This is a genomic window from Actinomadura rubteroloni, from assembly GCF_002911665.1.
GTDB lineage: Bacteria > Actinomycetota > Actinomycetes > Streptosporangiales > Streptosporangiaceae > Spirillospora > Spirillospora rubteroloni.
Genome location: NZ_MTBP01000001.1, coordinates 314,823 through 339,757 on the forward strand (window position 1 = coordinate 314,823; position 24,935 = coordinate 339,757).

Genomic DNA, 24,935 nt, shown 5'->3' on the forward strand with positions numbered 1-24,935 from the left:
CCGCGAGTCGAACCGACCCGGCTCTGGTCCGCGGCACGGAAAACGGGATACTGGCGGGTGGACGGCAGCCATGCCCGCACCGCAGGCCCGGGACCTCTGACCTGGAGCCGCGTGGACGGGCGCAACCGCCCGGCCGGACGCCCGGCGGCACCACCGCAAAGAAAGGACACCCCACATGCCCATCGCGACCCCCGAGGTCTACGCGGAGATGCTCGACCGTGCCAAGCGGGAAGGCTTCGCCTACCCGGCCATCAACGTGACGTCCAGCCAGACCCTCAACGCCGCGCTGCGCGGGTTCGCCGAGGCCGAGAGCGACGGCATCGTCCAGGTGTCCACGGGCGGCGCCGAGTACCTGTCGGGTTCGACGGTGAAGGACATGGTCGTCGGTTCGACGGCGCTCGCGGAGTACGCGCGTGTGGTCGCCGCCGAGTATCCGGTGAACATCGCGCTGCACACCGACCACTGCCCGAAGGACAAGCTGGACGGGTTCATGCGCCCGCTCATCAAGATCTCCCAGGAGCGGGTGGCGCGCGGTCAGGAGCCGCTGTTCCAGTCGCACATGTGGGACGGGTCGGCCGTGCCGCTGGAGGAGAACCTCCAGATCGCGGCCGAGCTGCTGGAGGAGTGCGCCCGGGCGAACATCATCATGGAGATGGAGATCGGCGTCGTCGGCGGCGAGGAGGACGGCGTCGCCCACGAGATCAACGAGAAGCTCTACACGACGACCGAGGACGCGCTCGCGACGGCCCGCGCGGTCGGGGTCGGCGAGAAGGGCCGCTACATCCTCGCGGCGACGTTCGGGAACGTCCACGGTGTGTACAAGCCGGGCTCGGTGCAGCTTCGCCCGCCGGTGCTGAAGGACATCCAGGAGGCGGTCGGCGCCGAGTACGGCAAGGACAAGCCGTTCGACCTGGTGTTCCACGGCGGTTCGGGCTCGTCGCTGGAGGAGATCCGCGAGGCCGTGTCGTTCGGCGTGGTGAAGATGAACATCGACACCGACACGCAGTACGCGTTCACCCGTCCGATCGCCGAGCACATGTTCCGCAACTACGACGGCGTGCTGAAGATCGACGGCGAGGTCGGCAACAAGAAGCAGTACGACCCGCGCTCGTACGGCAAGGCCGCCGAGACGAACATGGCCGCGCGCATCACCCACGCGTGCGAGAGCCTCCAGTCGGCGGGCAAGCGCCTCAAGTAAGACGTGCCGATGACGGGCGCGGCGGGGCTCCCGCCGCGCCCGTTGCGTGACGAAACCGGCGGGTAATCTCCCCGGCATGGCGCTTCCCCGCAGCTACGTGTCCCAGAACTGCTCGGTCGCCCGGTCGCTGGAGGTCGTCGGGGACCGGTGGACGCTCCTGGTCGTCCGCGCGGTGTTCGAGGGGCACCGGCGGTTCGACGACTTCCAGGACGACCTGGGCATCGCCCGCAACGTCCTCACCGACCGGCTGACGCGGCTGTGCGACGAGGGCCTGTTGCGCCGCGTCCGGTACCAGGAGCGTCCGGACCGGTTCGAGTACCGGCCCACGCGCAAGTGCGTCGAGCTGTGGCCCGCGATGATGACGCTGATGCTCTGGGGCGACCGTTATTACGCGCCGGATGGGCCGCCGCGCGTCGTCGCCCACCGTGGCTGCACGGGCACGATCACGTCCGCGCTGACGTGCTCGGCGTGCGGTGCGGCGCTGGGGCCCGGCGATGTCGTGTCCCTCGACGGACCGGGGGCCTGAGAGTCCGTCGCGCAATGAGTTGTTTGACGCAACCCGCTGCTGTTCCATGAGTTGCATGAAACAACTCGGCGAGATCCGCGTCCGCCCGTACGGCGTCACCGACGCCGACCGCCTGCGCGCCATGTCCGGACGGCTGTCGCCCGCGAGCCTCTACACCCGCTTCCTGTCCGGGATGCCGCGCGTGCCCGACGCCTACGTCCGGTCCCTGGCCCGGCTGGACCACTGGGACCACGACGCCCTCGCCGCACTGCACGGCGACGCGCTGGTGGGCGTGGCCGAGTACGTCCGCGACTCCGGGCGTCCCGAACGCGCCGAACTGGCCGTCCTCATCGCCGACCCGTGGCAGCGGCACGGCCTCGCGCGCCTGCTCGTCGGCCTGCTCACCGGCCTCGCGCGCCGCCGCGGCATCACCGGCTTCGACGCCGAGGTGAGCCTGGAGAACCGTCCGGCGCTCGCGGCGCTGCACACCGGCTGGCCGGACGCGCCCACGATCGACCTCGCCGGCGGACTCGCCCGCTTCCGCCTGCCCCTTCCCGTCGAGCAGACCGCCCGGCGCTGACCACGTCCGCCGCGCCGGACGCCTACCATGACCCGCATGACCCAGAACCTGCTCGGCGGAACTCCCCCGACCGAACTGCCGGACAACGCCGAGGCGCGCACCGCCCTGGACGACGGCGTCGACCCCGTCGAGATCGCCGCGCGCTTCCCCGAGTACTCGGGGGCGTGGGCGGCGCTCGCGGACGCGGCCTTCGCCAAGGGCGGCGTCATCGAGTCCTACGCGTACGCGCGCACCGGCTACCACCGGGGCCTGGACGCGCTGCGCCGCGCGGGCTGGAAGGGCACCGGCCCCGTCCCGTGGGAGCACGTGCCGAACCGGGGCTTCCTGCGGGCGCTGCACGCGCTCGGCCGCGCCGCCGCCGCGATCGGCGAGGACGCCGAGGCCGAGCGCTGCCGTGCGTTCCTGCGCGACAGCAGCCCCGTCGCCGTCGAGGTGCTCGGCTGAACCCCTTTCGGCGCGTCGGGAACCGCCGCGGCGGACGTCCGCGACCCGCCGCGCGGTTCCTCCCACGGCGACGTGCGGGTACGATTCATTCGTAAGAGGCCCCTTCGCGCGTGCGAAAACTCCCAGGGTGCGAGCCCCGGGGCGCGCACCGCGACGAGCGACGGATCCGCCCCGGCCGGGCGGCGCCGCTGCGCACGGGGCCTTCGTCGTGGGAAGGATTAACGGCATGCCTGCCATCGTTCTTGTCGGGGCTCAGTGGGGGGATGAGGGCAAGGGCAAAGCCACCGACCTGCTGGGCGGCGACGTCGACTACGTCGTCCGCTACCAGGGCGGCAACAACGCCGGTCACACGGTCGTCATCGGGGACGAGAGCTACGCGCTGCACCTGCTGCCGTCCGGGATCCTGTCCCCCGACGTCGTCCCGGTGATCGGCAACGGCGTCGTGATCGACCCGTCCGTGCTCTTCCAGGAGATCGACGGGCTCGCCGAGCGCGGCATCTCCGCCGACCGGCTGCTGATCTCGGCGAACGCGCACCTGATCATGCCGCAGCACCGCACCCTCGACAAGGTCACCGAGCGCTACCTCGGCAAGGCCCGCATCGGCACGACCGGGCGCGGCATCGGCCCGACGTACGCCGACAAGATCAACCGCATGGGGATCCGGGTCCAGGACCTGTTCGACCCCAACATCCTCACCCAGAAGCTGGACCTGTCGCTGCGCGAGAAGAACCAGGTCCTCACCAAGGTGTATAACCGGCGCCGCATCGAGACCGGCCCGATCGTCCAGGAGTACCTGGCGTACGGGGAGCGCATCCGGCCCTACGTCGCCGACACCACGCTCGTGCTCAACCGGGCGCTGGACGACGGCAAGGTCGTCCTGCTGGAGGGCGCGCAGGGCACGCTGCTCGACGTCGACCACGGCACCTACCCGTTCGTGACGTCGTCCAGCCCGACGGCGGGCGGCGCGTGCGCGGGCTCCGGCGTCGGCCCCACCAAGATCACCAAGGTGATCGGGATCCTCAAGGCGTACACGACCCGCGTCGGCTCCGGCCCGTTCCCGACCGAGCTGCTGGACGAGCAGGGCGAGTACCTGCGCAAGACCGGCGGCGAGTACGGCGTGACGACCGGCCGCGACCGGCGCTGCGGCTGGTTCGACGCCGTCATCGCCCGCTACGCCACTCGCGTCAACGGCGTGACGGACTACTTCCTCACCAAGCTGGACGTGCTGTCCGGGCTGGAGCGCGTCCCCGTCTGCGTCGCCTACGAGGTCGACGGCGAGCGCGTGGACGAGCTGCCCACCACGCAGACCGGCTTCCACCACGCCAAGCCCGTCCTGGAGTACCTGGACGGCTGGAAAGAGGACATCACCGCCGCGCGCACCTTCGAGGACCTGCCGAAGAACGCGCAGGAGTACGTCCGCGCGGTGGAGGAGATGTCGGGCGCGCAGATCTCCGCGATCGGCGTCGGGCCGGGGCGCGACCAGACGCTCGCGCTGCGCTCCATGGTCTGACCCGGGCGTTCCGGACGGCCGGCGGGATTCCCGCCGGCCGTTCTTTTTTCGCCTAGTACTTGATTTAGCCAAGTACTGGGCGGAACATGGTCGATGTGGCCCCACATGACTCGCAACTGCTCAAGGGCGTCCTGCCGCTGCTGCTGCTCCACCTGCTGGCCGAACAGGAGTCCTACGGCTACCAGGTCGTCCAGCGGCTCCAGGCGGCCGGGCTCACCGACGTCCTGGAGGGCACCGTCTACCCGGCGCTCGCGCGGCTGGAGCGGGAGGGACGGGTCGCCTCGCGACTCGTCGCGTCGTCCAGCGGCCCGGCCCGCAAGTACTACCGGCCCACCCCGGCCGGGTTCGAGGCGCTCGCGGACGGGACGGAGAACTGGACCCGGCACACCGCGATCGTCAACGCCGTCCTGACCCGTCCGCTGCCCGCCGCGTCCCGCTGAGGAGAGCCGCCGTGCCGAACAAGCTGAGCCCGATCGACCATCTCCGTATCGAACGTCTCGTGTGGACGCTGGACCAACAGCTCTACGACCTCCCGCACCGAACCCGCGTCGCCAAGCGCCGTGAGGTTCGCGACAACCTCCGCGACGCCGCCCGGGACGTCGGGGTCGCCGAGGCGCTGCGCCGGCTCGGCGGCAGCCGGCGGCTCGCGGAGGAGTTCCTCGCCGCCGAGTACGGCCCCGGCCCGCGCCACTCCTGGGTCGCCGCCGGGTACTTCCTCTCGCTCGTCCCGATGCTGCTGCTGTACGCGCTCGGCGAGGCGGAGAACGCCTTCGAGAACGGCGTCCTCGCCCACGACCCGCACGTCACCGGGACGTTCACCTGGGACGGGATCGCGCTGCTCCAGCACGCCGTCACGTTCACGTTCACCGACGGGCACGCCGAACGCGTCGGCGGCGCGTGGACACCGCTCACGTACGTGCTGTGGCTCGCCGGGACGGTCCTGGTCGGACGGCTCTGGCGGCTTCTCCCCTGGTACCGGCGCCGCCGCGAGAACGTCGGCGCCTGAGGTTATCCACAGACTTCGATCGGGGCTTGGGACGGGCGCGGAACGGGCTAGGGTCGTGTGCGTCGGGAGAGGTCCTTGGGGAGGCGCGGCGCGTGGCTGATTCGTACGTCCACCTGCATGTTCACACCGAGTACTCGATGCTCGACGGCGCGGCCAAGATCTCACCGCTGGTCGAGCGCGCCGCCGAGCTCGGGATGCCCGCGGTCGCGATGAGCGACCACGGCAACATGTTCGGGTCGTACGAGTTCTGGAAGGCCGCCAAGAAGGCCGAGATCAAGCCCATCATCGGGATCGAGGCCTACGTCGCGCCCGAGTCCCGGTTCGTCAAGAAGCCGATCCTGTGGGGCGACCCGAGCCAGAAGAAGACCAACGAGGCGACCGGCGAGGGCGGCGACGTCTCGGCGTCCGGCTCCTACCTCCACAAGACGATGTGGGCGAAGAACGCCCAGGGCCTGCGCAACCTGTTCAAGATCTCGTCGCTGGCGTCGCTGGAGGGCCACTACCGCAAGTGGCCCCGGATGGACGCCGAGCTGTTCGAGCGGCACGGCGAAGGGATCATCGCGACGACGGGCTGCCCGTCGGGGGCCGTCCAGACCCGGCTGCGGCTCGGCCACTTCGACGAGGCGCTCAAGGCCGCGGGCACCTACCAGGAGATCTTCGGCAAGGAGAACTACTTCCTGGAGCTGATGGACCACGGGCTCCCGCTGGAGCGCCGCGTCCGGGAGGACCTGGTCGAGATCGGCAAGCGGCTCGGGATCCCGCCGCTCGTCACCAACGACTCCCACTACGTCACCGAGAGCCAGGCCGACGCGCACGATGCGCTGCTGTGCGTCGGCACGCAGAGCCTCATGTCCGACCCGAACCGGTTCCGGTTCGGAGGCAGCGGTTATTACCTCAAGACCGCCGAGGAGATGCGGGCGGTGGACTCGTCCGACCCGTGGCAGGAGGGCTGCCGCAACACGCTGCTCGTCGCCGAGATGGTCGAGGACTACACGGACGTGTTCTCCCACCGCGACCTCGCCGCGAAGTTCCCCGTCCCCGACGGCGAGACCGAGATGTCGTGGCTGCGCAAGGAGGCCGAGCGCGGCGCCCGCACGCGCTTCGGCGACGACGTGCCGCGCGAGGTCACCGAGCGGATCGAGTACGAACTCGGCGTCATCGAGTCGATGGGGTTCCCCGGCTACTTCCTCGTCGTCGCCGACATCTGCAACTACGCCCGCGACAACGGCATCTGGCTCGGGCCGGGCCGCGGCTCGGCGACGGGCTCGATGGTCGCCTACGTCACCGGCATCACCGAACTCGACCCGATCGAGCACGGCCTGATCTTCGAGCGGTTCCTGAACCCCGAGCGCATCTCCATGCCGGACGTCGACCTGGACTTCGACGAACGTCGGCGCGGCGACATGATCCGCTACGTCACCGAGCGGTACGGCGAGGACAACGTCTCGCTGATCATCACCTACATGACGATCAAGTCGAAGGCCGCGGTGAAGGACGCCTGCCGCATCCTCGGCTTCCCGTTCGCGCTCGGCGACCGCATCACCAAGGCGTTCCCGCCCGCCGTGATGGGCAAGGAGATCCCGCTGACCGGGATCTTCGACGAGAACCACCCGCGCTGGGCCGAGGCCGCCGAACTGCGCCAGCTCTACAACGACGACGTGGAGATCAAGCGCGTCATCGACACCGGGCTCGGCATCGAGGGCCTGACGCGCGGCACCGGCGTCCACGCGGCCGGGGTCATCCTGTCGTCCGAGCCGCTGATCGAGGTCATGCCGATCCACCAGCGGCCCGACGACGGCGCGCGGATCACCGGGTTCGACGGGCCGTCCTGCGAGGAGCTGGGCGCCCTCAAGATGGACTTCCTCGGCCTGCGCAACCTCACGATCCTCGGCGACGCCGTCGCGAACGTGAAGTCCAACCGGGGCATCGACCTCGACATGGCGCAGGTGTCGCTGCACGACGACAAGACCTACGCGCTGCTGCGCGCGGGCTGGACCCTCGGCATCTTCCAGCTCGACTCCACGATGATGCGCGACCTCACAAAGCTGATGTCGCCGACGGAGTTCGAGGACGTCTCGGCCGTCCTCGCCCTCGGCCGTCCGGGGCCGATGGGCGCGAACGCGCACGTCAACTACGCGCTGCGCAAGGCGGGCCAGCAGCCCATCGAGCCGATCCACCCCGACCTGAAGGACGCGCTGGAACCGATCCTCGGCAACACCTACCACCTGGTCGTCTACCAGGAGCAGGTCATGGCCATCGCGCAGCAGCTCGCCGGCTACACGCTCGGCGGCGCGGACATCCTCCGCCGCGCGATGGGCAAGAAGAAGAAGGCCGAGATGGACAAGCAGTGGGCCATCTTCTCGGAGGGGATGTCGAAGAACGGCTATTCCAAGGAGGCGACCCAGGCCGTCTGGGACGTCCTGGTGCCGTTCTCGGCCTACGGCTTCAACAAGTCCCACACCGCCGGGTACGGGCTCGTCAGCTACTGGACGGCGTACCTCAAGGCCAATTACCCCGCCGAGTACATGGCGGCGCTGCTCACGTCCGTGGGCGACAACAAGGACAAGATGGCGGTGTACCTCGGCGAGTGCCGCCGCATGAAGGTCAAGGTCCTGCCGCCGGACGTGAACGAGAGCGTCGCGCGGTTCGCGGCGGTCGGCGACGACATCCGGTTCGGGCTGAACGCGATCCGCAACGTCGGCGACAACGTCGTGGACGGCATTCTCAAGGGCCGCGAGGACGCCGCCTACGCCGATTTCAACGATTTCCTGTCCAAGGTGCCGATGCCGGTCTGCAACAAGCGGGCCATCGAATCGCTCATCAAGGCGGGCGCGTTCGACAGCCTCGGGCACGAGCGCAAGGCGCTGCTGTCGGTGCACGAGCAGGCGATCGACGCGGTCATCAGCGAGAAGAAGAACGCCGCGATGGGCCAGGACTCGCTGTTCGGCGGCATGGACGACGTCGCCGACGGCGGAGGCGGCTCGTTCTCGGTCGCCGTCCCCACCGGCGACGAGTGGGACAAGGCGACGCTGCTGCAGTTCGAACGGGAAATGCTCGGCCTGTACGTCAGCTCGCACCCGCTGGACGGCGCGGAGCGCATCCTGGAGCGCGCCCGCGACATCTCGACCGCCGAGGCCGGCGCGGGCGGGCGCGAGGGCATGGTCCGGCTGTCGGGCATCATCGCCGGCCTGGACCGCAAGGTCACCAAGCAGGGCAACACCTGGGCGATCATCAAGCTGGAGGACCTGGAGGGCAGCATCGAAGTGCTGTTCTTCCCGAAGGTCTACCAGTTGTACGCGCCGTCGCTCGCGCCGGACGTCGTGATCTCGGTGCTCGGCCGGATGAACGAGCGGGACGGCAACGTGTCGATCCATGCGCAGGAAATGGAGGTCCTGGACGTCTCAGCCGCGACCGGCAAGGAGCCACCGGTCGTGATCAGCGTCCCGATGGACCGCTTCACCGAGCCGACCACGGCCGAGCTGAAGCGCATCCTCAAAGCCCACCCGGGCGACGCGCCGGTGCACCTGCAACTGCGACGGCACGGACGCAAGGGCCTGCTGGTGAACTTGGAGTACTTCCAGGTTCAGCCGAATCCCGGGCTTTTCGGGGACCTCAAAAGCCTCTTCGGAGCCGGTTCCGTGACGCAGTAAGCACGTTCGTCCCATTCGGAGTTACCGCCCGGTCATCCCGCGTTCGTGACCGCCCGGTAGGTTGCGTGCGTGACCGCAGGCAACGGGTGGGACTTCCACCCCTTCACAGCGGGGTGAGTCGGATTTCGATTCGCGCCCTGGTGTTCTTGCCACCGGTGGTCGGGGACGAGGACGGCGCGGGGTTCGCCGTTCTTCTCGACGATCAGGTGGGCGTCGCGAAAGCGAGCGCTGTCGATGCTTCGGCCGAGCTGAGCGCGCCGGTCGTTGGTCGCGATGTGTTCGGTACTCACGTGACTGACGATGCTGACAGGACCTTTCGGTACCGCTGGTACTGTCGGCCCTGTGCGGCTGCGGTACAACTTCCGCGTCTACCCGGCGCCCGGCCAGCGGGAAGCGCTGGCCAGGGCATTCGGGTGCGCCCGCGTGGTGTTCAACGACGGGTTGCGCGCCCGGCAGGAGGCCCGCTCGGCGGGGCTGCCGTACATCAAGGACACCGACCTGCAGAAGCAGGTCATCACCGCGGCGAAGAAGACCCCGGAGCGGGTGTGGCTCGCCGAGGTGTCGTCGGTGGTCCTGGTCCAAGCGCTCGCGGATCTGCACACCGCCTACCGGAACTTCTTCGCCTCCGCCGCCGGGCGGCGCAAAGGCCGCAGGGTCGCACCGCCGAGATACCGGTCCCGAATCGACCTGGGGCTGACGCATTTCGCGGTACTGCCGGACGGCCGGAAGATCACCAGCCCCCGGTTCCTGCGCCGCGTGGAACGCCGGTTGCGCAAGGCGCAGCGGGCGTTGTCGCGCAAGGCCAGAGGCAGCGCGAACCGGATCAAGGCCAGAGCCCGCGTCGCCAGGCTCCATGCCCGGGTGGCCGATACGCGGCGCGACCATCACCACAAGCTGTCCACCCGGTTGATCCGCGAGAACCAAGCGGTCTACGTGGAGGACCTCGCGGTGAACGGCCTGGCCCGCACCCGGCTCGCCAAGTCCGTGCACGACGCCGGATGGTCCCAGTTCGTGGCGATGCTGGAATACAACGCAGCTCGCTACGGCCGCGCATTCGCCCGGATCGGCAGGTTCGAGCCGACATCGCAAGTCTGCTCCGCGTGCGGAGTGAAAGACGGACCCAAACCACTGCACGTCCGCGAATGGACGTGCACCGCCTGCGGCACCGTCCACGACCGGGACGTGAACGCGGCACGCAACATTCTGGCCGCCGGACGGGCGGACAGGGTAAACGCCTGCGGAGGGACTGTAAGACCTCCCGTCTGACGGAAGGCAGGACCCGATGAAACAGGAACCCACCTCAAAGCCGACCGCGCGAGCGGACGCCGGAGAGAGAATCCCCCTCGTTCGCGAAGGGGAGGACGTCAATTCCTTCGGGGGGACCGTGGAGATTCACGGTCATCGGGGGGCGCGGGGGCTGCGGCCGGAGAACACACTGCCCGGCTTCGTCCACGCGCTCGACCTCGGCGTCGACGCCGTCGAACTGGACGTGGGGATGACCGCTGACGGCGTGGTCGTGCTCAGCCACGATCAGGTGCTGTCGGCGGTGAACCTCGCCGACACCGCGCCCGCCGTGGCGGGTGATCCGTTGTTCCCGTATGTGGGGCGGGCGCTCGGTGATCTGACGTTCGCGCAGGTCAGGACGCTGGATGCGAGTGCACGGCGGCCCGTCCCCGGGACGGCCGACCCGTTCGCCGCTACGCAGCGTCCCGTTCCTGGTACCCGTGTGCCTACGCTGGCCGAGGCGTGTGCGCTGCTCGGGCCGTCCGGGCGGGTGGAGTTGGCGGTCGAGCTGAAGACGGACCCGGATTGGCCGGAGGCGCGCGTGCGCCGGTTCACCGTTGCCGTGGCGGACGTTCTCGCGGCGCACGGCCTGACGTCCCGCAGCCGGCTGCTGGCCTTCGACTGGCGTGTCCTCGCGGCGGCGGCGCAGTGCGCGCCGTCCCTGGGCCGCGTGGCGCTGATCGAGCGCAAGACGTTGCGGCCCGGTACGCGCTGGCTGGCGGGCCTGCCGCCCGCCGACCCGGTGGGCGCGGCGCTGGCCATAGGCGCCACGGTCCTGTCGCCCGAGCGCCATCTGACGACCCCCGCGCTGCTCGCCGACGCTCACGCGGTGGCGCTTCCCGTCGCCGTCTGGACGGTCAACGATCCCGCCGAGATGGCCTGGCTCACCCGCCTCGGCGCCGACGCGATCGTGACGGACTATCCCGACCGGCTTCGCGCCGTCCTCAAGGCTTTGAAGCTTCCCCTCCCGTCGCCGACCCCCGTTCCGGCCCCGGCCTGACGCGGTCCGCATCGCGGCGGCGTTGTCGCGTGTGGCCGAAGCCCGGATTGGCCGCGCGTCAAATAGACACGTTCGTCTGGTAGCGTCCGCGCCGGGGGCGGTGCCGCGGAGCCGGTGCCGTGTCGACGGTGGACGGATCGCGAGGGAGCGGGATGGCCGGGCACATTGCGGGCGAGTTGGCCCCGCAGATGGACATGATGGCGGAGCGGGCCGGGCTGGGGGCTCGGCGCGGGGTGTACGCGGGGGCGCAGCCGGACGGCGGATCGATCCGGTTCTCGCTCGTCGCGGCGGTGGTCTGCGCGGTGCTGGCCGTCGTGCTGTTCGCGGCCGGGACCGCCTTCGGGATGTTCTTCGTCCTCTTCGCGGTGATCGCGGTCTGCCTGTGGATCGCGGAGCTGTCCACGGCGGCGAAGAACACCCGGCTCGGGATGCACTTGTACGAGCGGGGGCTCGTGGCGACGGTGAAGGGGCGGACGCACGCCGTCCGCTACGACCGCACCGAGGTGTTCCAGAGCAGCATCCGGCAGACCGGCGTGGGCGGTTATACCGACTACTCCTACAAGCTCACCGACGTCGAGGGCGTGCAGTTCACGCTCCAGGGGCGCAACGGCGGCACGCCCGCCACCGGGAAGTTCGCCCGGCACGACGAGTGGGGGACGGCCCTCCAGGAGGGCGTGACGCGTGCGCAGCTCCCCTCGATCGTCGAGCGGCTGAACGCCGGTCAGCGCGTCGACTTTGGCAAGTTGTGGGTGACGCGGGACGAGGTCGGCTCCGCCAAGGGCGTCACGCGGTGGCACGAGATCGAGGACCTGCGGATCATCCAGGGGTTCCTGAAGCTCAAGGTCGCCGGGAAGTGGCGGTCGGCGGTCAACGTCGCGGTGTCGAGCATCCCCAACCTGTACGTGTTCATCGGCGTCGCCGACCAACTGCGCGGACGCGTCCGCTGACCGGCCCGGCGGACGGGCCTCGGACGCGCCCGTCCGCCGGACCGGACCCGGCCCTACGGCACGTACTCGAAGAATCGGCCGAGGTCGCGGAAGCCCACGGCCGCGTAGACGCGCTCGGCCATCTCCGTTGATTGCAGGCTCGCCGTCCGGCAACCGCGCGCGAGCGCTGCGTGGGCGTGCAGGACGGTCAGCGCGGTCCCGAGCCCCCGGCGCCGCGCGTGTTCCAGTGTTCCGACGTTGTAGATCCCGCAGTCGCCGTCGTGGTCGAACGCCATCGCCGTCGCGACGTTCTCGCCGTCCAGACGGGCGATGAGGACGTGGAAGGCGGTGCTGTCCGCCTTTTCGAGCAGGCCCGGGGGCGTCCCGAGGACGCGCAGGTACTCCGACCAGTCCGGCGGCCCGAGGTCGATCTCCGGCGGGGGCGGACGGAGGTCGTCGAGCGTCATGCCCATCACGCGCGTCGACTCGGCGAAGGTGTAGCCGCGCCGTTCGAGATCGTCGCGCAGCGCCCTGTCGCTTTCGTGTACCCAGGCGGCGAAGTGAGCGACACCGGCCGCCGCGTACGCGTTCTCCATCGCCTCCAGGGCGTCGGTGCGCGCGGCGGCGTCGAGGTCGCGTTCCAGCAGCGCGTTGTTGTAGACGGCGCGTTCGGCGCCTGCCGGGAAGACGGCCGCGGCGACGCCGGGAAAGCGCCGGACCGCCGCGCCGTCCGCTCCGCGGGCGTATTCCCGCCAGGACGCGAGCAGCGTCGCGGCACCGCGACGATAAAGATCGGCGTCTTCCACCGCGCGGCCTCCTTGAGGAGCCGTCCCGGCGGCCCACCGGTCGCCACCCTCGCACTCACCGGGCCTCGCCGGAAAGCGCTTTTCGCCGGCGCCGCGCCGCCGTCCGGCGGGTGGTGCGGCCACCCGCCGGACGTCCGCGTCAGGAGCGGGCCAGCAGGGTGAGCGGGTCTTCGAGCATGTCGCCGACGTCGCGGAGGAGTTTCGAGCCTTCCTCGCCGTCCAGGATTCTGTGGTCGAAGGACAACGCGAGTGTGGTGACCTTGCGGATCGCCAGCGCGCCCTCATGGACCCACGGCATGTCGCGGATCCGGCCGAACGCCAGGATCGCCGCCTCGCCCGGCGTGAGGATCGGGGTTCCGGCGTCGATGCCGAAGACCCCGATGTTGGTGATCGTGATCGTCCCTCCGGTGAGGGACGCCGGGGTGGACTTGCCCGCCCGGGCCGTCTCGGCGAGCGCCGTCAGGGCGCGTGCCAGGTCCGGCAGGGACAGCGTCTGGGCGTCCTTGACGTTCGGGACGAGCAGGCCGCGCTCGGTCGCCGCCGCTATCCCCAGGTTCACGGACGGGTGGACGACGATCGCGTCGCCGTCCCACGTCGCGTTGGCCCTTGGGTGGCGCCGCGCCGCCGCGATCAGCGCCTTCGCCACGAACAGCAGCGGGGAGACCTTGGCGTCGGCGAAGTCCGGCGAGGTCCGCAGCCGGGCCACCGCCTCCATCGTCGGCGTGACGTCCACCTGGAGGAACTCGGTGACGTGCGGCGCCGTGAACGCCGACTCCACCATCGCGGACGCCATCGCCTTGCGGACGCCCTTCACCGGGATCCGCTCCCCCTCCCGCGCCGCGGGCGCGGCGGGGGCTTCCAAGGCCGCGCGGACGTCGTCGCGGGTGATCGTGCCGTCGGGGCCGCTGCCGGTCAGGGTCGTCAGGTCCACGCCGAGGTCGCGCGCCATCTTGCGGACGGGCGGCTTGGCCCGCGTCGCGGCGCGTCCGTCCACAGGCTGTGGACGAGCGTGCCCGGCCTTGCGCGGACGCCGCTTCGTCGCGCCCGGCTTCACCCCGTAGCCCACCAGCACCGGCTGGCGCTTCGGCTCCTCCGGCGGCGGCTGGGGGACCAGGTCCTCCTTGAGGTCCGCCGGCTGCGCGGGCAGCGGCTCGGGTTCAGGGGTCGACGGCTCCGCGACCTCCGGTCCCGGCGCGTCCGGCGCGGGGGCGGCCGCTTCCGGCGCGGGCGCCCCGGCGGCGGGCACGTCGGCGGAGCCGGGGTCGGCCACGGCGATGATCGGCTCGCCGACGTCGACCGTCGCACCCTCGGCGGCGAACAGTTCGCTCACCACCCCGTCGAACGGGCACGGCAGTTCCACGATCGCCTTGGCCGTCTCGATCTCCACGATCGTCTGGTTGACCTCGACGGTGTCGCCGACCGCCACGTGCCACTTGACGATCTCCGCCTCGGTCAGCCCCTCGCCGACGTCGGGCAGTTTGAACAGGTGCACGCCGCTCACCACGCGAAGGTCCGGTCGACGGCGTCCAGGACGCGGTCGAGGTCGGGCAGGTAGTGGTCCTCCAGCCGGGACGGCGGGTAGGGCGTCGAGAACCCGCCGACCCGCAGCACCGGCGCCTCCAGCCGGTAGAAGCACCGCTCGGTGATCCGCGCGGCCAGTTCGGCGCCGAACCCGGCGAACACGGGCGCCTCGTGGACGACGACGCAGCGTCCCGTCCGGGCGACGGACGCCTCCACGGTGTCCATGTCGAGCGGGTTGAGGGACCGCAGGTCGATGACCTCCAGGGACCGGCCCTCGGTCGCGGCAGCGGCGGCGGCCTCCAGGCAGGTCTTCACCGACGGCCCGTAGGCGAGCACCGTCACGTCGTCGCCGGGCTGGACGACCTGGGCCGCGTGCAGGTCCGGCAGGTCGGACAGGGCGACCTCGGTCGAGACGTCCGCCTTGTCCCAGTACCGCCGCTTGGGCTCGAAGAAGATCACCGGGTCCGGCGAGGCGATGGCGCGGCGGATCATCGTGTAGGCGTCGGCCGCGTTGGAGCACGCCACGACCCGCAGCCCGGCCGTGTGCGCGAAGTACGCCTCGGGCGACTCCGAGTGGTGCTCGACCGCGCCGATGCCGCCCCCGCACGGGATCCGCACGACGACCGGCAGCTTCACCGCGCCGAGCGACCGCAGGTGCATCTTGGCGAGCTGCGTGATGATCTGGTCGGCGGCGGGGAACACGAACCCGTCGAACTGGATCTCGCAGACGGGACGGTAGCCGCGCAGCGCGAGCCCGATGGCCGTCCCGACGATCCCGGACTCGGCGAGCGGCGTGTCGATCACCCGCTCCTCCCCGAAGTCCTTCTGGAGCCCGTCGGTGACGCGGAAGACGCCGCCGAGCCGGCCGACGTCCTCCCCCATGACGAGGACCTTCGGGTCGTCCTCCATCGCGCGCCGCATGCCCTCGTTGAGCGCGCGGCCGAGCGTCAGGGTCGTCATCAGGCCACCTCTTCCTCGAACGTCGCGAGGTAGGCCGCGAACGCCTCCTGCTCCTCGGTCATCAACGCGTGCGGGGCCGCGTAGACGTTCTCGAAGATCGCCTCGGGACGCGGGTCGGGCAGCGCCCGGCAGCGCGTGCGCAGGTCGGCGGCGATGTCCTTGCCCTCGGCGTCGACGGACGCGAGGAACGCGTCGTCGACGAGGCCGGAGCGGCGCAGGTAGGCACGGACGCGCTCGATCGGGTCCTTGAGCTTCCACGCCTCCTCGTCGGACCGGAGCCGGTAGCGCGTGGGGTCGTCGGTGGTGGTGTGGGCGCCCATCCGGTAGGTGAACGCCTCGACCAGCGTCGGGCCCTGGCCCGTCCGGGCGTTCTCCAGCGCGCGGCGGGTGACGGCGAGGCAGGCGAACACGTCGTTGCCGTCCACCCGGATGCCCGGGAACCCGAAGCCCTGCGCCCGCCGGTACAGCGGGATGCGGCTCTGGCGCTCCAGCGGCTCGGAGATGGCCCACTGGTTGTTCTGGCAGAAGAACACGATCGGCGCGTTGAACACCGACGCGAACACGAACGCCTCGTTCACGTCGCCCTGGGACGTGGCGCCGTCGCCGAAGTACGCGATGGCGGCGCCCGCGTTCGGCGTGCCGAGCACTCCGTCGCGCTGGATGCCCATCGCGTAGCCGGTCGCGTGGAGCGTCTGGCTGCCGATGACGATGGTGTAGGTGTGGAAGCCGTGCGCGGCGGGGTCCCAGCCGGCGTGGTTGACGCCCCGGAACATTCCGAGCAGCTTCAGTGGCTCGACGCCCCGGCAGTAGGCGACGCCGTGCTCGCGGTAGGTCGGGAAGACCATGTCGTGGGCGGTGAGCGCGCGGCCGGAGCCGATCTGCGCGGCCTCCTGGCCGAGCAGCGACGCCCACAGCCCGAGCTCGCCCTGCCGGGTGAGGGACACGGCCTCCCGGTCGATCGCCCGGACGAGCACGAGATCCCGGTAGAGACCGCGCACGTCCTCGGCGGACAGGTCCAGCGGGTAGTCCGGGTGCTCGACGCGCTCGCCCTCGGGGGTGAGGAGCTGGACGAGCCCGGGCTCGGCGGGCCCGCCCTCGGGGGGCCGGCCGCGCATGGAGTCGATCGTCATTGATGACCCTCCTGGTTCGGGGCCCCGGACGCGGGATCGCCGCAGCCGGGACCGGCCTCGGAGGCTCCATCCCGGGTGGGGGACGAAAGCCACGTATGACATCGTGACAGACATCACTCCCCGGGGCGCAACCCCCGATGACCAGTTCCTACCCGCGTCCCGCCGCCCGTCACTCCCGGGACAGCGCCCGCGTCACGCCCGCCGCGACCGTCAGGCCGAGCAGCAGGCCGCCCGCCGTGATGAGGTTCGCGATCCACTGGTAGACCCCGGTCGGCGCGAACTCGGCCTCCTGCCCGAGGCTGCCGATCGGCAGCAGGAGGTCCAGCGTGTAGAAGAAGGCGTTGAAGTGGGGCTTGTGGCCGTCGTCCAGGACGCCCGGACGGTGCAGCGAGAAAACGACCGTCCCCACCGCGAGCAGCCCCACGAGCCAGCTCAGCGCCCGGAACGGACGGAAGCCGTAGCCGACCAGGACGTCCTGCATCCAGCCGACGGCCTTGCGCGGCAGGCTCTGCGTCGCGCGCCGGTCGCGGGCCTTGGCGAGCAGGACGGAGCGTCCCTCCTCGTCCAGGCCGAGTGTCCGGTACGTCTGGGCCAGGCGCTCGTAGGGCTGCGGCTGGTAGCCGTCGGTGTCGCGGCGCAGCCAGTTCAGGCGCTCGCGGGCCGACAGGGGCGGCTCCAGCGTCTCGTACTGGAAGCCGTCGAGCTGGAGCCGGTCGGGCCAGGACGCGGGGTCGTCGCGCAGCAGGTTGATCCGCGCGTAGGCGAGGTCCACGACGCCGCGCACCGGCTCGGCCGGACGCAGCACGACCTCCTCGGCCTGGATGCGCTGGAGGCTGAGCGCCGTCCCGCCCTCGTGCGCGAGCCGGGCGCCGCGCAGGTCGAGCTGGCCCTGAACGCGCGCTCCCGCGAACGAGACCGCGCCCTCGGCGGTGAAGCCGTCGGAGCAGTAGACGTCGGTCTCGACCGCGAGGTCGTCGGCGTTCAGGGCCGTCCGGCCGGGTGCGGCCAGGTTCGCGCCGACGAACGACAGGTAGCCGCCGACCCGCACGCCGCGCATCCGGACCTCGCCGCGCGCGGTGAAGCCCGCGTCGCAGAACATGTTCGCGCCGACCTCCAGGCGGCTCGCGTACAGCGCGGCGCCGCCGGCGTTGTTCAGCGTGGCGCGGCGCAGGATGAGCTGGCCGCCGATCCGCGCGCCGGGCAGCCGCACCTCGCCTTCGGCGGTGAAGCCCTTGTCGCAGTAGACGTTGGCGTCCACGACGAGCCGGTCGCCGAGCAGCGCGTCCCCGCCCGGATTGGCCACCCGGACGCCCGACATGTTCAGGATTCCGCTGATGTGGGCGCCGTCCAGCCAGACGCCGCCGCCGATCCGGCTGTCCTCCAGCCACAGGTGCCCGTCGATCCGCGCGCCGGACGCGACCAGCCCCGGCAGCGTGCACCCCAGCATGTGGACGCTGTTCATCGTCGCCCAGTACAGGTGCGGGGCCTCGTCCAGGACGCAGCCGGTCAGGTCCAGCGGGACGTCCACGCGCGCGTGCTTGAGGTTCAGCGTCCCGGTGATCCGCGCGCCCGCGAGCCGGACGCCCGCGACCTGCCCCGGCTGGGGCTCCACAGCGCCCGCCAGCAGCGCCGCCAGCACCTCGGCGCGGATCATCCGCTCGGGGCCCCACAGCGCCGACCCCGCCGTGTCGGTGCGGCCCGTCCCGCCCGACAGGTCCACCGACGAGCCCCGGCGGTACGCCTCCCACAGGCGGCGCTCGGGCGGCGTCAGCTCGTCGGGGTTCATCGCGGCTCTCCCGGGGGGACGGTGGGCTGTGACCTGCCATCGTGCCGTACGCTGCCTGTCGTCAGTCCGGACGTTGGGAATCGCGCGGAGTCCGCACGGGAACGCGCAGATCAGTGAGGGGGCCGTCGTGGCGCGCGTCGTCGTGGACGTCATGCTGAAGCCGGAGATCCTCGACCCGCAGGGGCAGGCCATCGCCCGCAAGCTCCCGCAGCTCGGCTTCTCCGGCGTGAGCGCGGTGCGGCAGGGCAAGCGGTTCGAGGTCGAGCTGGACGGCCCGGCCGATGACGCGGCCCTCGACCAGGTCCGGAAGATCGCCGACACGCTGCTGGCGAACCCGGTGGTCGAGAGCTACGAGGTGCGGGTGCTGTAAGGCGGGCGTCACCCCCGCGCCCCGCAAAGACCCCACAGCGTAACGATTACGACAGATCATGCTGGGGAAGCCCTTTACCGGTACGTAGTCCGATCCACGGCGTGCGGACCAGGGGGCGCGATGGACATGAACTTCTCGCTGGCCGTGCCCGGCGAGGCGCCGACGATCCCGTTGGTCCGCCGAGTCGTCGGGGACGTCCTGCGCGGCCTCGGCGCCGGTGAGGACTGCGTCGGCGACCTTCTGATCGCCCTCTCCGAGGCGTGCACCAACGCCGTCCAGCACGGCCGCGGCGACTACGAGGTCGCCGGGCTCGTCGACGGCGACTCCTGCCACCTGCGCATCATGGACTGGGGCCGCGGCGCGAGTGAGGCATCTCTCACGTCCGACCGGGGCGACTTGGCCGAGTCGGGCCGCGGGATTAGGATCATGCGCGCGCTGGTGGACGAGGTGACGATCGACCCGGCGACCGACCGGGGCACCATCGTCCACCTGCGGAAGCGCCTGACCTGGCGGGACGGGGCCGTCATCCGGCGACTTGACCGCCGTCTCACGCACAGCGCCGGGTAGATTGGGGAGCGCGCGCCAGGAGACTCGCGACGCGCAGCGGCGACGGCGGGCAGTGCCGCCCCTCTCCGGCCGCCCTCATCCAGCGGGGTCGGTTCGCCGTGACCGGCGGACGAAGATCGCTACCTAAGGAACGAAGATGGACGCTGCCCGGGTGGGGGTCATCACCTTCCCAGGTTCCCTCGACGACCGCGACGCCGCGCGCGCCGTGCGGCTGGCCGGCGCCGAGCCGGTCACGCTGTGGCACGCCGACGACGACCTGCAGAACGTGGATGCGGTCGTCCTGCCCGGCGGGTTCTCCTACGGGGACTACCTGCGGGCCGGGGCCATCGCCCGGTTCGCGCCGCTGATGGAGCGGCTCATCGACGCCGCGCGGGGCGGGCTGCCCGTCCTCGGCATCTGCAACGGCTTCCAGGTGCTCTGCGAGGCGCACCTGCTGCCCGGCGCGCTGCTCCCGAACGCGGGCCTGCACTTCGTCTGCCGCGACCAGCGGCTGCGGGTGGACGACGCCGACACCGCCTGGACGCGCGACTACACCGCCGGGCAGGAGATCGTCGTCCCGATCAAGAACCGGGACGGCCGCTACGTCGCCGACCCCGACACGCTCGCCGAACTGGAGGGCGAGGGCCGCGTGGTCGCCCGCTACCTCGACCTGAACCCGAACGGCTCGCTCAACGACATCGCGGGAGTCCGCAACGAGGCGGGCAACGTCGTCGGGCTGATGCCGCACCCCGAGCACGCCGTCGAGTCGCTGACCGGGCCGTCCACCGACGGGCTCGGCTTCTTCACCTCGATCGTCAAGCGGCTGGTGGAGGCATGACCCCGGGGAGCCGGGCGCGCAGGAGGGAGAACAGATGAGCGAGCAGCGTCCCGACGTCTCCGGCCCGGACCGCAAGTCCCGGCGCCGGCGCGACGAGCCCAGCCTGGAGTGGCTGGAGGACCTGAAGTCCGACGAGGGCGACCCGGAGCTGGCTCCGGTCGACCCGGCGGTCACCGAGGCGTTCGAGGCCATCGTGGAGGAGGGCGACGCCGCGCTGCGCCGCGCCTCGTCCCCGCCGGTGCCGTCCGGCGCCGTGCCCGAGGCCCCCGGTGAACCCGCCCCGGAGGCGCCCCTGACGCCGCCGCCCGCGCCGGGCCTCGCGCCCGCCGACGCGGACGCCGACTTCGTGCGCGCGCTGGCCGAGGAGGGCGCGCTGCCCGGACTCGTCGTGGGCGTGACCGAGAGCGGCGAGCAGCCCGCCGTGACCGGCACCGGCCCGCAGCCGATCGTGCCCGCGTCCACCGGGACGGGCGGCTTCCCCGCCGTCGCGTCCGAGGACGCCGGCCCCGGGACGGGTCCGCAGCCCGCCGTCCCCGCCGAGAACACCGGCCCCCAGCCCGCCGTCACGGGCACAGGCCCGCAGCCCGCGGTCACCGGCGACACAGGCCCGCAGCCCGCCGTTCCGGGTGGCACAGGGCCGCAGCCCGCCGTCACCGGCAACACAGGACCGCAGCCCGCCGTTCCGGGCGGTACAGGCCCCCAGCCGACCGTCACGGGCACCGGCCCGCAGCCGGCCGTCACGGGCGGCACAGGGCCGCAGCCGGTCGTTCCGGACGGCACCGGCCCGCAGCCCGCCGTCTCCGGCGAGACCGGGCCGCAGCCCGCCGTCTCCGGCGGGACGGGGCCGCAGCCCGTCGTCGAGCCGGGGAACACCGGGCCGCAGCCGGCCGTCGCCGAGGACGGCGCGGAGCCGCCCGCCGGCACGGGCGAGCAGCCCGTCGTCGAGGCCGTGCCGGCCGTGCCGGAGGTCGTCACCGACACCGTGGACGCCGCGCGACGCACCCCCGACCGGCCGCAGCCGTACGCCGAGCTGGGGATGAAGGACGACGAGTACCAGCGCGTCCGCGAGATCCTCGGCCGCCGCCCCACGTCCGCCGAGCTGGCGATCTACTCGGTGATGTGGAGCGAGCACTGCTCGTACAAGTCGTCCAAGGTCCACCTGCGGCAGTTCGCCGACAAGGCGCCGCAGAACGACGCGCTGCTCGTCGGGATGGGCGAGAACGCCGGGGTCGTGGACGTCGGCCAGGGCTGGGCGGTCACGTTCAAGGTCGAGTCGCACAACCACCCGTCCTACGTGGAGCCGTACCAGGGCGCCGCGACGGGCGTGGGCGGGATCGTCCGCGACATCATGGCGATGGGCGCGCGGCCGGTCGCCGTCATGGACTCGCTGCGCTTCGGCCCGGCCGACGCGCCCGACACGCAGCGGGTGCTGCCCGGCGTCGTCGCGGGCGTCGGCGGGTACGGCAACTCGCTCGGCCTGCCCAACATCGGCGGCGAGACGGTCTTCGACGCCTGCTACGCGCAGAACCCGCTGGTCAACGCGCTGTGCGTGGGCGTCCTGCGGCACGACGAGATCCAGCGCGCGGCGGCCCCCGGCCCCGGCAACAAGGTGATCCTGTTCGGCGCGGGCACCGGGCCGGACGGCATCGGCGGCGCGTCCGTGCTGGCCTCGGCGACGTTCGACGACGCCTCGCAGGCCAAGCGGCCGAGCGTCCAGGTCGGCGACCCGTTCCTGGAGAAGGTGCTCATCGAGTGCTGCCTGGAGCTGTTCGCCGAGGACCTCGTCGTCGGCGTCCAGGACCTCGGCGCGGCCGGGGTGTCCTGCGCGACGACCGAGCTGGCCGCCGCCGGGACGGGCGGCATGACCGTCGACCTCGACACCGTCCCGCTGCGCGACGCGACGCTGCTCCCCGAGGAGATCCTCATGAGCGAGTCGCAGGAGCGCATGATGGCGGTGGTCGAGCCCGCCAAGGTCGAGCGGTTCCTGGAGATCTGCGCCCGCTGGGAGATCCCGGCGACCGTGATCGGCGAGGTCACCGACACCGGACGGCTCGTGATGACCTGGCGCGGCGAGACGATCGTCGACATCCCGCCGGGCACGGCCGCCGACGAGGGGCCGGTGTACGAGCGTCCGGCGGCGCCGCCCGCCGACCTCGGCGCGCTGCAGAGCAACACGCCGGGGCAGCTCACGCGGCCGTCCAACGGGGACGAGCTGCGCCGCACGGTGCTGTGGCTGGCCGGGTCGCCGAACCTCGCGAGCAAGACGTGGGTCACCTCGCAGTACGACCGGTACGTCCTCGGCAACACCGTCCAGGCGATGCCGGAGAACGCCGGGATCGTCCGGATCGACCCGGAGACGGGCCTCGGCGTGGCGCTGTCGCTGGACGGCAACGGACGCTACGCGCGCCTCGACCCGTACTCGGGCGCGCAGCTCGCGCTGTCGGAGGCGTACCGGAACGTGGCGGCGACGGGCGCGCGTCCGCTCGCGGTGACGAACTGCCTGAACTTCGGCTCCCCGGAGGACCCGGGCGTCATGTGGCAGTTCGCGCAGGCCGCCGAGGGGCTCGCGGACGCGTGCCAGTACCTCGGGACGCCCGTGACCGGCGGCAACGTCAGCTTCTACAACCAGACCGGCACCGCGCCGATCAACCCGACGCCGGTCATCGGGGTGCTGGGCGTCCACGACGACGTCCGGCGCCGCGTGAACATGTCGTTCACGTCCGACGGGGCGACGCTGGCGCTGCTCGGCGAGACCCGCGAGGAGTTCGGCGGGTCCGAATGGGCGCACGTCGTCTACGGGCACCTGGGCGGGCTGCCGCCGAAGGTCGACCTGGCGGCGGAGCGTGCCCTGGCGTCGGTGCTGGTCGCGGCGGCGCGGGACGGGCTGCTGACGGCCGCGCACGACCTGTCGGACGGCGGCCTGTCGCAGGCGCTGGTCGAGTCGTGCCTGCGCGGCGGGCTCGGCGCGTCGATCACCCTGCCGGGGGACGCCTTCGTGACGCTGTTCAGCGAGTCGGTGGCGCGTGCCGTCGTGGCGATCCGGCCGGGCGGCGAGGCGCGCGTGGCGGCACTCTGCGAGCAGTTCGGCGTACCGGTGACCCAGCTCGGCGTCATCGGCGGCGACGAGCTACGCGTCACGGGCCGCACCGCCGAGGGCGAGACGGGCGAACTGTTCGCGATCCCGCTGTCGGAGCTGCGCGAGACCCACGAGCGGATGCTCCCGAGCTACACGAGCTGAGCACGACCGACGTCGTCCCGGGGCCCGTCGCGGACCCCGGGACGACGTTTTCGTCTGTCATGGAGGGGTTTGCGGGGGGCAAAGATCCGGCGCCGCGCCGCAGGTCGGCCGGGAGACGACGGAACCTTTGATGATCACAAAGGTTGTTCGCTTCTCCACCGGTTACTACCTTTTGCGTGACGAGTACCGCAGGCACGCACGGCGTGCAGACCGGCACAGTCCGGACAAAGATCCCCGCCCGGCTGGACCGGCTGCCCTGGTCGCGCTGGCACTGGATGATCGTCATCGGCCTCGGCACCGTCTGGATCCTGGACGGTCTCGAAGTCACGATCGTCGGCAACCTCGCGCCGCAGCTCGCCAAACCGGGCAGCGGCGTCAACATCAGCGCGAGCGCCGTGACGGGCCTCGGCGCGGCCGTGTACGTCGCGGGCGCCTGCCTCGGAGCGCTGTTCTTCGGCTGGATGACCGACCGCTTCGGCCGCAAGAAGCTCTTCATGATCACGCTGGTGGTGTACCTGCTCGGCACCGCGCTGACCGCGCTGTCGTGGACGCCCTGGTGGTTCTTCATGTGCCGGTTCATCACCGGCTTCGGCATCGGCGGCGAGTACGCGGCGATCAACTCCGCGATCGACGAGCTGATCCCGAGCCGGCACCGCGGCCGGATCGACATCGTGATCAACGGCAGCTTCTGGCTGGGCGCGGCGGCGGGGGCGCTGCTGACCGTCCCGCTGCTCAGCGAGCTTCCGGTGAACGTCGGCTGGCGGCTGGCGTTCGCGCTCGGCGTGGTGCTCGGGCTGATCATCCTGGTGGTGCGGCGGCACGTCCCGGAGAGTCCACGCTGGCTGATCATCCACGGCCGGACGGACGCGGCGGAACAACTCGTCGGGGACGTCGAGCAGGAGGTCGAGCACGAGTCCGGCAAGCGGCTCGTCCAGCCGTCGCAGGAGATCACGATCCAGCAGCGCAGGAGCCTCGGGTTCGGGCTCATCGCGCGGACGCTGTGGGCGCACTACCCCAAGCGCGCGATCCTCGGGTTCGCCCTGTTCATCGGGCAGGCGTTCCTCTACAACGCGATCACGTTCGGGTACGCCGACATCCTCACGAAGTTCTTCCACGTGGACGCGGCGACCGGCTACTTCTACGCGGTCATCGCGGCGGGCAACTTCCTCGGGCCGCTGCTGCTGTCGCCGCTGTTCGACAGCGTCGGCCGCAAGCCGATGATCAGCGGGACGTACATCCTGTCCGGCGTGCTGCTGCTGCTCACCGCGTGGGCGTTCGACGCCGGGATCCTGTCGGCGCTGACGCTGACGGCGTGCTGGTGCGGCGTGCTGTTCTTCGCCTCCGCGGGGGCCAGCTCGGCGTACCTGACGGTCAGCGAGGTCTTCCCGATGGAGACCCGCGCGCTCGCCATCGCGTTCTTCTACGCGATCGGCACGGCGGTCGGCGGCATCACCGGCCCGCTCGTCTTCTCCAAGCTCATCGCGGGCGGGATCGGGACCACGTCGATGGCGTTCGTGACCGGCGCGCTGCTGATGATCGCGGCCGGGCTGGTCGAGGTGGTGTTCGGCGTGAAGGCCGAGCGGCGGGGCCTGGAGGACATCGCCAGGCCGCTGACGGCCGAGGACTGAACCGTCGGT

At 71.5% G+C, this 24,935-nt stretch carries 22 protein-coding genes; 16 read left to right on the plus strand and 6 right to left on the minus strand.

Annotated features, from left to right (window positions below; all coding sequences use genetic code 11):
* The first annotated feature begins 175 nt into the window (after positions 1-175).
* From fbaA to dnaE, 8 genes are all read left to right on the plus strand, one after another.
* Positions 176-1,198 carry a class II fructose-bisphosphate aldolase gene (fbaA, locus tag BTM25_RS01450; protein WP_103560955.1) on the plus strand — a complete coding sequence of 341 codons (1,023 nt, stop codon included), beginning with the start codon at positions 176-178 and terminating at the stop codon, positions 1,196-1,198.
* Positions 1,199-1,274: 76 nt separating this feature from the next.
* Positions 1,275-1,724 carry a winged helix-turn-helix transcriptional regulator gene (locus BTM25_RS01455; protein ID WP_103560956.1) on the plus strand — a complete coding sequence of 150 codons (450 nt, stop codon included), beginning with the start codon at positions 1,275-1,277 and terminating at the stop codon, positions 1,722-1,724.
* Between the two features lie 55 nt (positions 1,725-1,779).
* Positions 1,780-2,283, plus strand: a complete 504-nt coding sequence (locus BTM25_RS01460) for a GNAT family N-acetyltransferase (protein WP_235828001.1) — start codon at positions 1,780-1,782, stop codon at positions 2,281-2,283.
* Positions 2,284-2,310: 27 nt separating this feature from the next.
* Positions 2,311-2,727: a DUF3151 domain-containing protein gene (locus tag BTM25_RS01465; RefSeq protein WP_103560958.1), complete on the plus strand. Its 417-nt coding sequence runs from the start codon at positions 2,311-2,313 to the stop codon at positions 2,725-2,727.
* Positions 2,728-2,953: 226 nt separating this feature from the next.
* Positions 2,954-4,237: an adenylosuccinate synthase gene (locus BTM25_RS01470; protein ID WP_103560959.1), complete on the plus strand. Its 1,284-nt coding sequence runs from the start codon at positions 2,954-2,956 to the stop codon at positions 4,235-4,237.
* 95 nt (positions 4,238-4,332) lie between these two features.
* Positions 4,333-4,677 (plus strand): PadR family transcriptional regulator, encoded by a 345-nt coding sequence (locus BTM25_RS01475; protein ID WP_235828003.1) that lies wholly within the window; start codon positions 4,333-4,335, stop codon positions 4,675-4,677.
* Between the two features lie 11 nt (positions 4,678-4,688).
* Complete coding sequence (locus BTM25_RS01480; RefSeq protein WP_103560961.1) at positions 4,689-5,243, plus strand: hypothetical protein; 555 nt, start codon at positions 4,689-4,691, stop codon at positions 5,241-5,243.
* Between the two features lie 92 nt (positions 5,244-5,335).
* Positions 5,336-8,893 (plus strand): DNA polymerase III subunit alpha, encoded by a 3,558-nt coding sequence (dnaE, locus tag BTM25_RS01485; protein WP_103560962.1) that lies wholly within the window; start codon positions 5,336-5,338, stop codon positions 8,891-8,893.
* 32 nt (positions 8,894-8,925) lie between these two features.
* On the opposite strand, the gene BTM25_RS29020 is transcribed toward dnaE, so the two are convergent.
* The gene (locus tag BTM25_RS29020; protein WP_146058920.1) at positions 8,926-9,183 is read right to left on the minus strand and encodes a hypothetical protein; all 258 of its coding nucleotides are present in this window, start codon (positions 9,181-9,183) and stop codon (positions 8,926-8,928) included.
* A 52-nt stretch (positions 9,184-9,235) separates the two neighbouring features.
* Here BTM25_RS29020 and BTM25_RS01490 point away from each other — a divergent pair, with 52 nt between their 5' ends.
* The 3 genes from BTM25_RS01490 (at position 9,236) to BTM25_RS01500 (ending at position 12,124) form a co-directional block, all read left to right on the plus strand.
* Positions 9,236-10,159 carry an RNA-guided endonuclease InsQ/TnpB family protein gene (locus BTM25_RS01490; protein WP_103560963.1) on the plus strand — a complete coding sequence of 308 codons (924 nt, stop codon included), beginning with the start codon at positions 9,236-9,238 and terminating at the stop codon, positions 10,157-10,159.
* Between the two features lie 118 nt (positions 10,160-10,277).
* Positions 10,278-11,177, plus strand: a complete 900-nt coding sequence (locus BTM25_RS01495; protein ID WP_235828005.1) for a glycerophosphodiester phosphodiesterase family protein — start codon at positions 10,278-10,280, stop codon at positions 11,175-11,177.
* Between the two features lie 152 nt (positions 11,178-11,329).
* A complete protein-coding gene (locus tag BTM25_RS01500; RefSeq protein WP_103560965.1) occupies positions 11,330-12,124 on the plus strand; it encodes a DUF6585 family protein in 795 nt (264 codons plus the stop codon).
* A gap of 53 nt (positions 12,125-12,177) precedes the next feature.
* On the opposite strand, the gene BTM25_RS01505 is transcribed toward BTM25_RS01500, so the two are convergent.
* The 5 genes from BTM25_RS01505 to BTM25_RS01525 form a co-directional block, all read right to left on the minus strand.
* A complete protein-coding gene (locus BTM25_RS01505) occupies positions 12,178-12,909 on the minus strand; it encodes a GNAT family N-acetyltransferase (protein ID WP_103560966.1) in 732 nt (243 codons plus the stop codon).
* 139 nt (positions 12,910-13,048) lie between these two features.
* Positions 13,049-14,410: a dihydrolipoamide acetyltransferase family protein gene (locus BTM25_RS01510; RefSeq protein ID WP_407923361.1), complete on the minus strand. Its 1,362-nt coding sequence runs from the start codon at positions 14,408-14,410 to the stop codon at positions 13,049-13,051.
* The gene (locus BTM25_RS01515; protein ID WP_205647935.1) at positions 14,407-15,390 is read right to left on the minus strand and encodes an alpha-ketoacid dehydrogenase subunit beta; all 984 of its coding nucleotides are present in this window, start codon (positions 15,388-15,390) and stop codon (positions 14,407-14,409) included. The genes BTM25_RS01510 and BTM25_RS01515 overlap by 4 nt, the downstream gene beginning before the upstream one ends.
* Positions 15,390-16,520, minus strand: a complete 1,131-nt coding sequence (gene pdhA, locus BTM25_RS01520) for a pyruvate dehydrogenase (acetyl-transferring) E1 component subunit alpha (protein WP_103560967.1) — start codon at positions 16,518-16,520, stop codon at positions 15,390-15,392. The genes BTM25_RS01515 and pdhA overlap by 1 nt, the downstream gene beginning before the upstream one ends.
* Positions 16,521-16,689: 169 nt before the next feature.
* Positions 16,690-18,306, minus strand: coding sequence for a hypothetical protein (locus BTM25_RS01525; RefSeq protein ID WP_103560968.1), 1,617 nt, complete (start codon positions 18,304-18,306; stop codon positions 16,690-16,692).
* Between the two features lie 127 nt (positions 18,307-18,433).
* Here BTM25_RS01525 and purS point away from each other — a divergent pair, with 127 nt between their 5' ends.
* The 5 genes from purS (at position 18,434) to BTM25_RS01550 (ending at position 24,926) form a co-directional block, all read left to right on the plus strand.
* Positions 18,434-18,676 (plus strand): phosphoribosylformylglycinamidine synthase subunit PurS, encoded by a 243-nt coding sequence (gene purS, locus BTM25_RS01530; RefSeq protein ID WP_103560969.1) that lies wholly within the window; start codon positions 18,434-18,436, stop codon positions 18,674-18,676.
* 120 nt (positions 18,677-18,796) lie between these two features.
* Entirely contained in the window at positions 18,797-19,243 is a 447-nt protein-coding gene (locus BTM25_RS01535) for an ATP-binding protein (protein ID WP_103560970.1), read from the plus strand.
* Positions 19,244-19,379: 136 nt separating this feature from the next.
* Complete coding sequence (gene purQ / locus BTM25_RS01540) at positions 19,380-20,060, plus strand: phosphoribosylformylglycinamidine synthase subunit PurQ (protein WP_103560971.1); 681 nt, start codon at positions 19,380-19,382, stop codon at positions 20,058-20,060.
* Between the two features lie 1,036 nt (positions 20,061-21,096).
* The gene (purL, locus tag BTM25_RS01545) at positions 21,097-23,298 is read left to right on the plus strand and encodes a phosphoribosylformylglycinamidine synthase subunit PurL (RefSeq protein WP_103562675.1); all 2,202 of its coding nucleotides are present in this window, start codon (positions 21,097-21,099) and stop codon (positions 23,296-23,298) included.
* A gap of 176 nt (positions 23,299-23,474) precedes the next feature.
* Positions 23,475-24,926: an MFS transporter gene (locus BTM25_RS01550; RefSeq protein WP_235828007.1), complete on the plus strand. Its 1,452-nt coding sequence runs from the start codon at positions 23,475-23,477 to the stop codon at positions 24,924-24,926.
* The last annotated feature ends 9 nt before the right edge of the window (positions 24,927-24,935 follow it).

Coding starts and splice junctions, on each gene's coding strand:
- fbaA (WP_103560955.1), top strand. CDS start 176: ATGCCCATCGCGACCCCCGAGGTCTACGCGGAGATGCTCGACCGTGCC.
- BTM25_RS01500 (WP_103560965.1), top strand. CDS start 11,330: ATGGCCGGGCACATTGCGGGCGAGTTGGCCCCGCAGATGGACATGATG.
- BTM25_RS01470 (WP_103560959.1), top strand. CDS start 2,954: ATGCCTGCCATCGTTCTTGTCGGGGCTCAGTGGGGGGATGAGGGCAAG.
- BTM25_RS01455 (WP_103560956.1), top strand. CDS start 1,275: ATGGCGCTTCCCCGCAGCTACGTGTCCCAGAACTGCTCGGTCGCCCGG.
- purL (WP_103562675.1), top strand. CDS start 21,097: ATGAAGGACGACGAGTACCAGCGCGTCCGCGAGATCCTCGGCCGCCGC.
- BTM25_RS01460 (WP_235828001.1), top strand. CDS start 1,780: ATGAAACAACTCGGCGAGATCCGCGTCCGCCCGTACGGCGTCACCGAC.
- BTM25_RS01525 (WP_103560968.1), bottom strand. CDS start 18,306: ATGAACCCCGACGAGCTGACGCCGCCCGAGCGCCGCCTGTGGGAGGCG.
- pdhA (WP_103560967.1), bottom strand. CDS start 16,520: ATGACGATCGACTCCATGCGCGGCCGGCCCCCCGAGGGCGGGCCCGCC.
- purQ (WP_103560971.1), top strand. CDS start 19,380: ATGGACGCTGCCCGGGTGGGGGTCATCACCTTCCCAGGTTCCCTCGAC.
- BTM25_RS01535 (WP_103560970.1), top strand. CDS start 18,797: ATGGACATGAACTTCTCGCTGGCCGTGCCCGGCGAGGCGCCGACGATC.
- BTM25_RS01465 (WP_103560958.1), top strand. CDS start 2,311: ATGACCCGCATGACCCAGAACCTGCTCGGCGGAACTCCCCCGACCGAA.
- BTM25_RS01515 (WP_205647935.1), bottom strand. CDS start 15,390: ATGACGACCCTGACGCTCGGCCGCGCGCTCAACGAGGGCATGCGGCGC.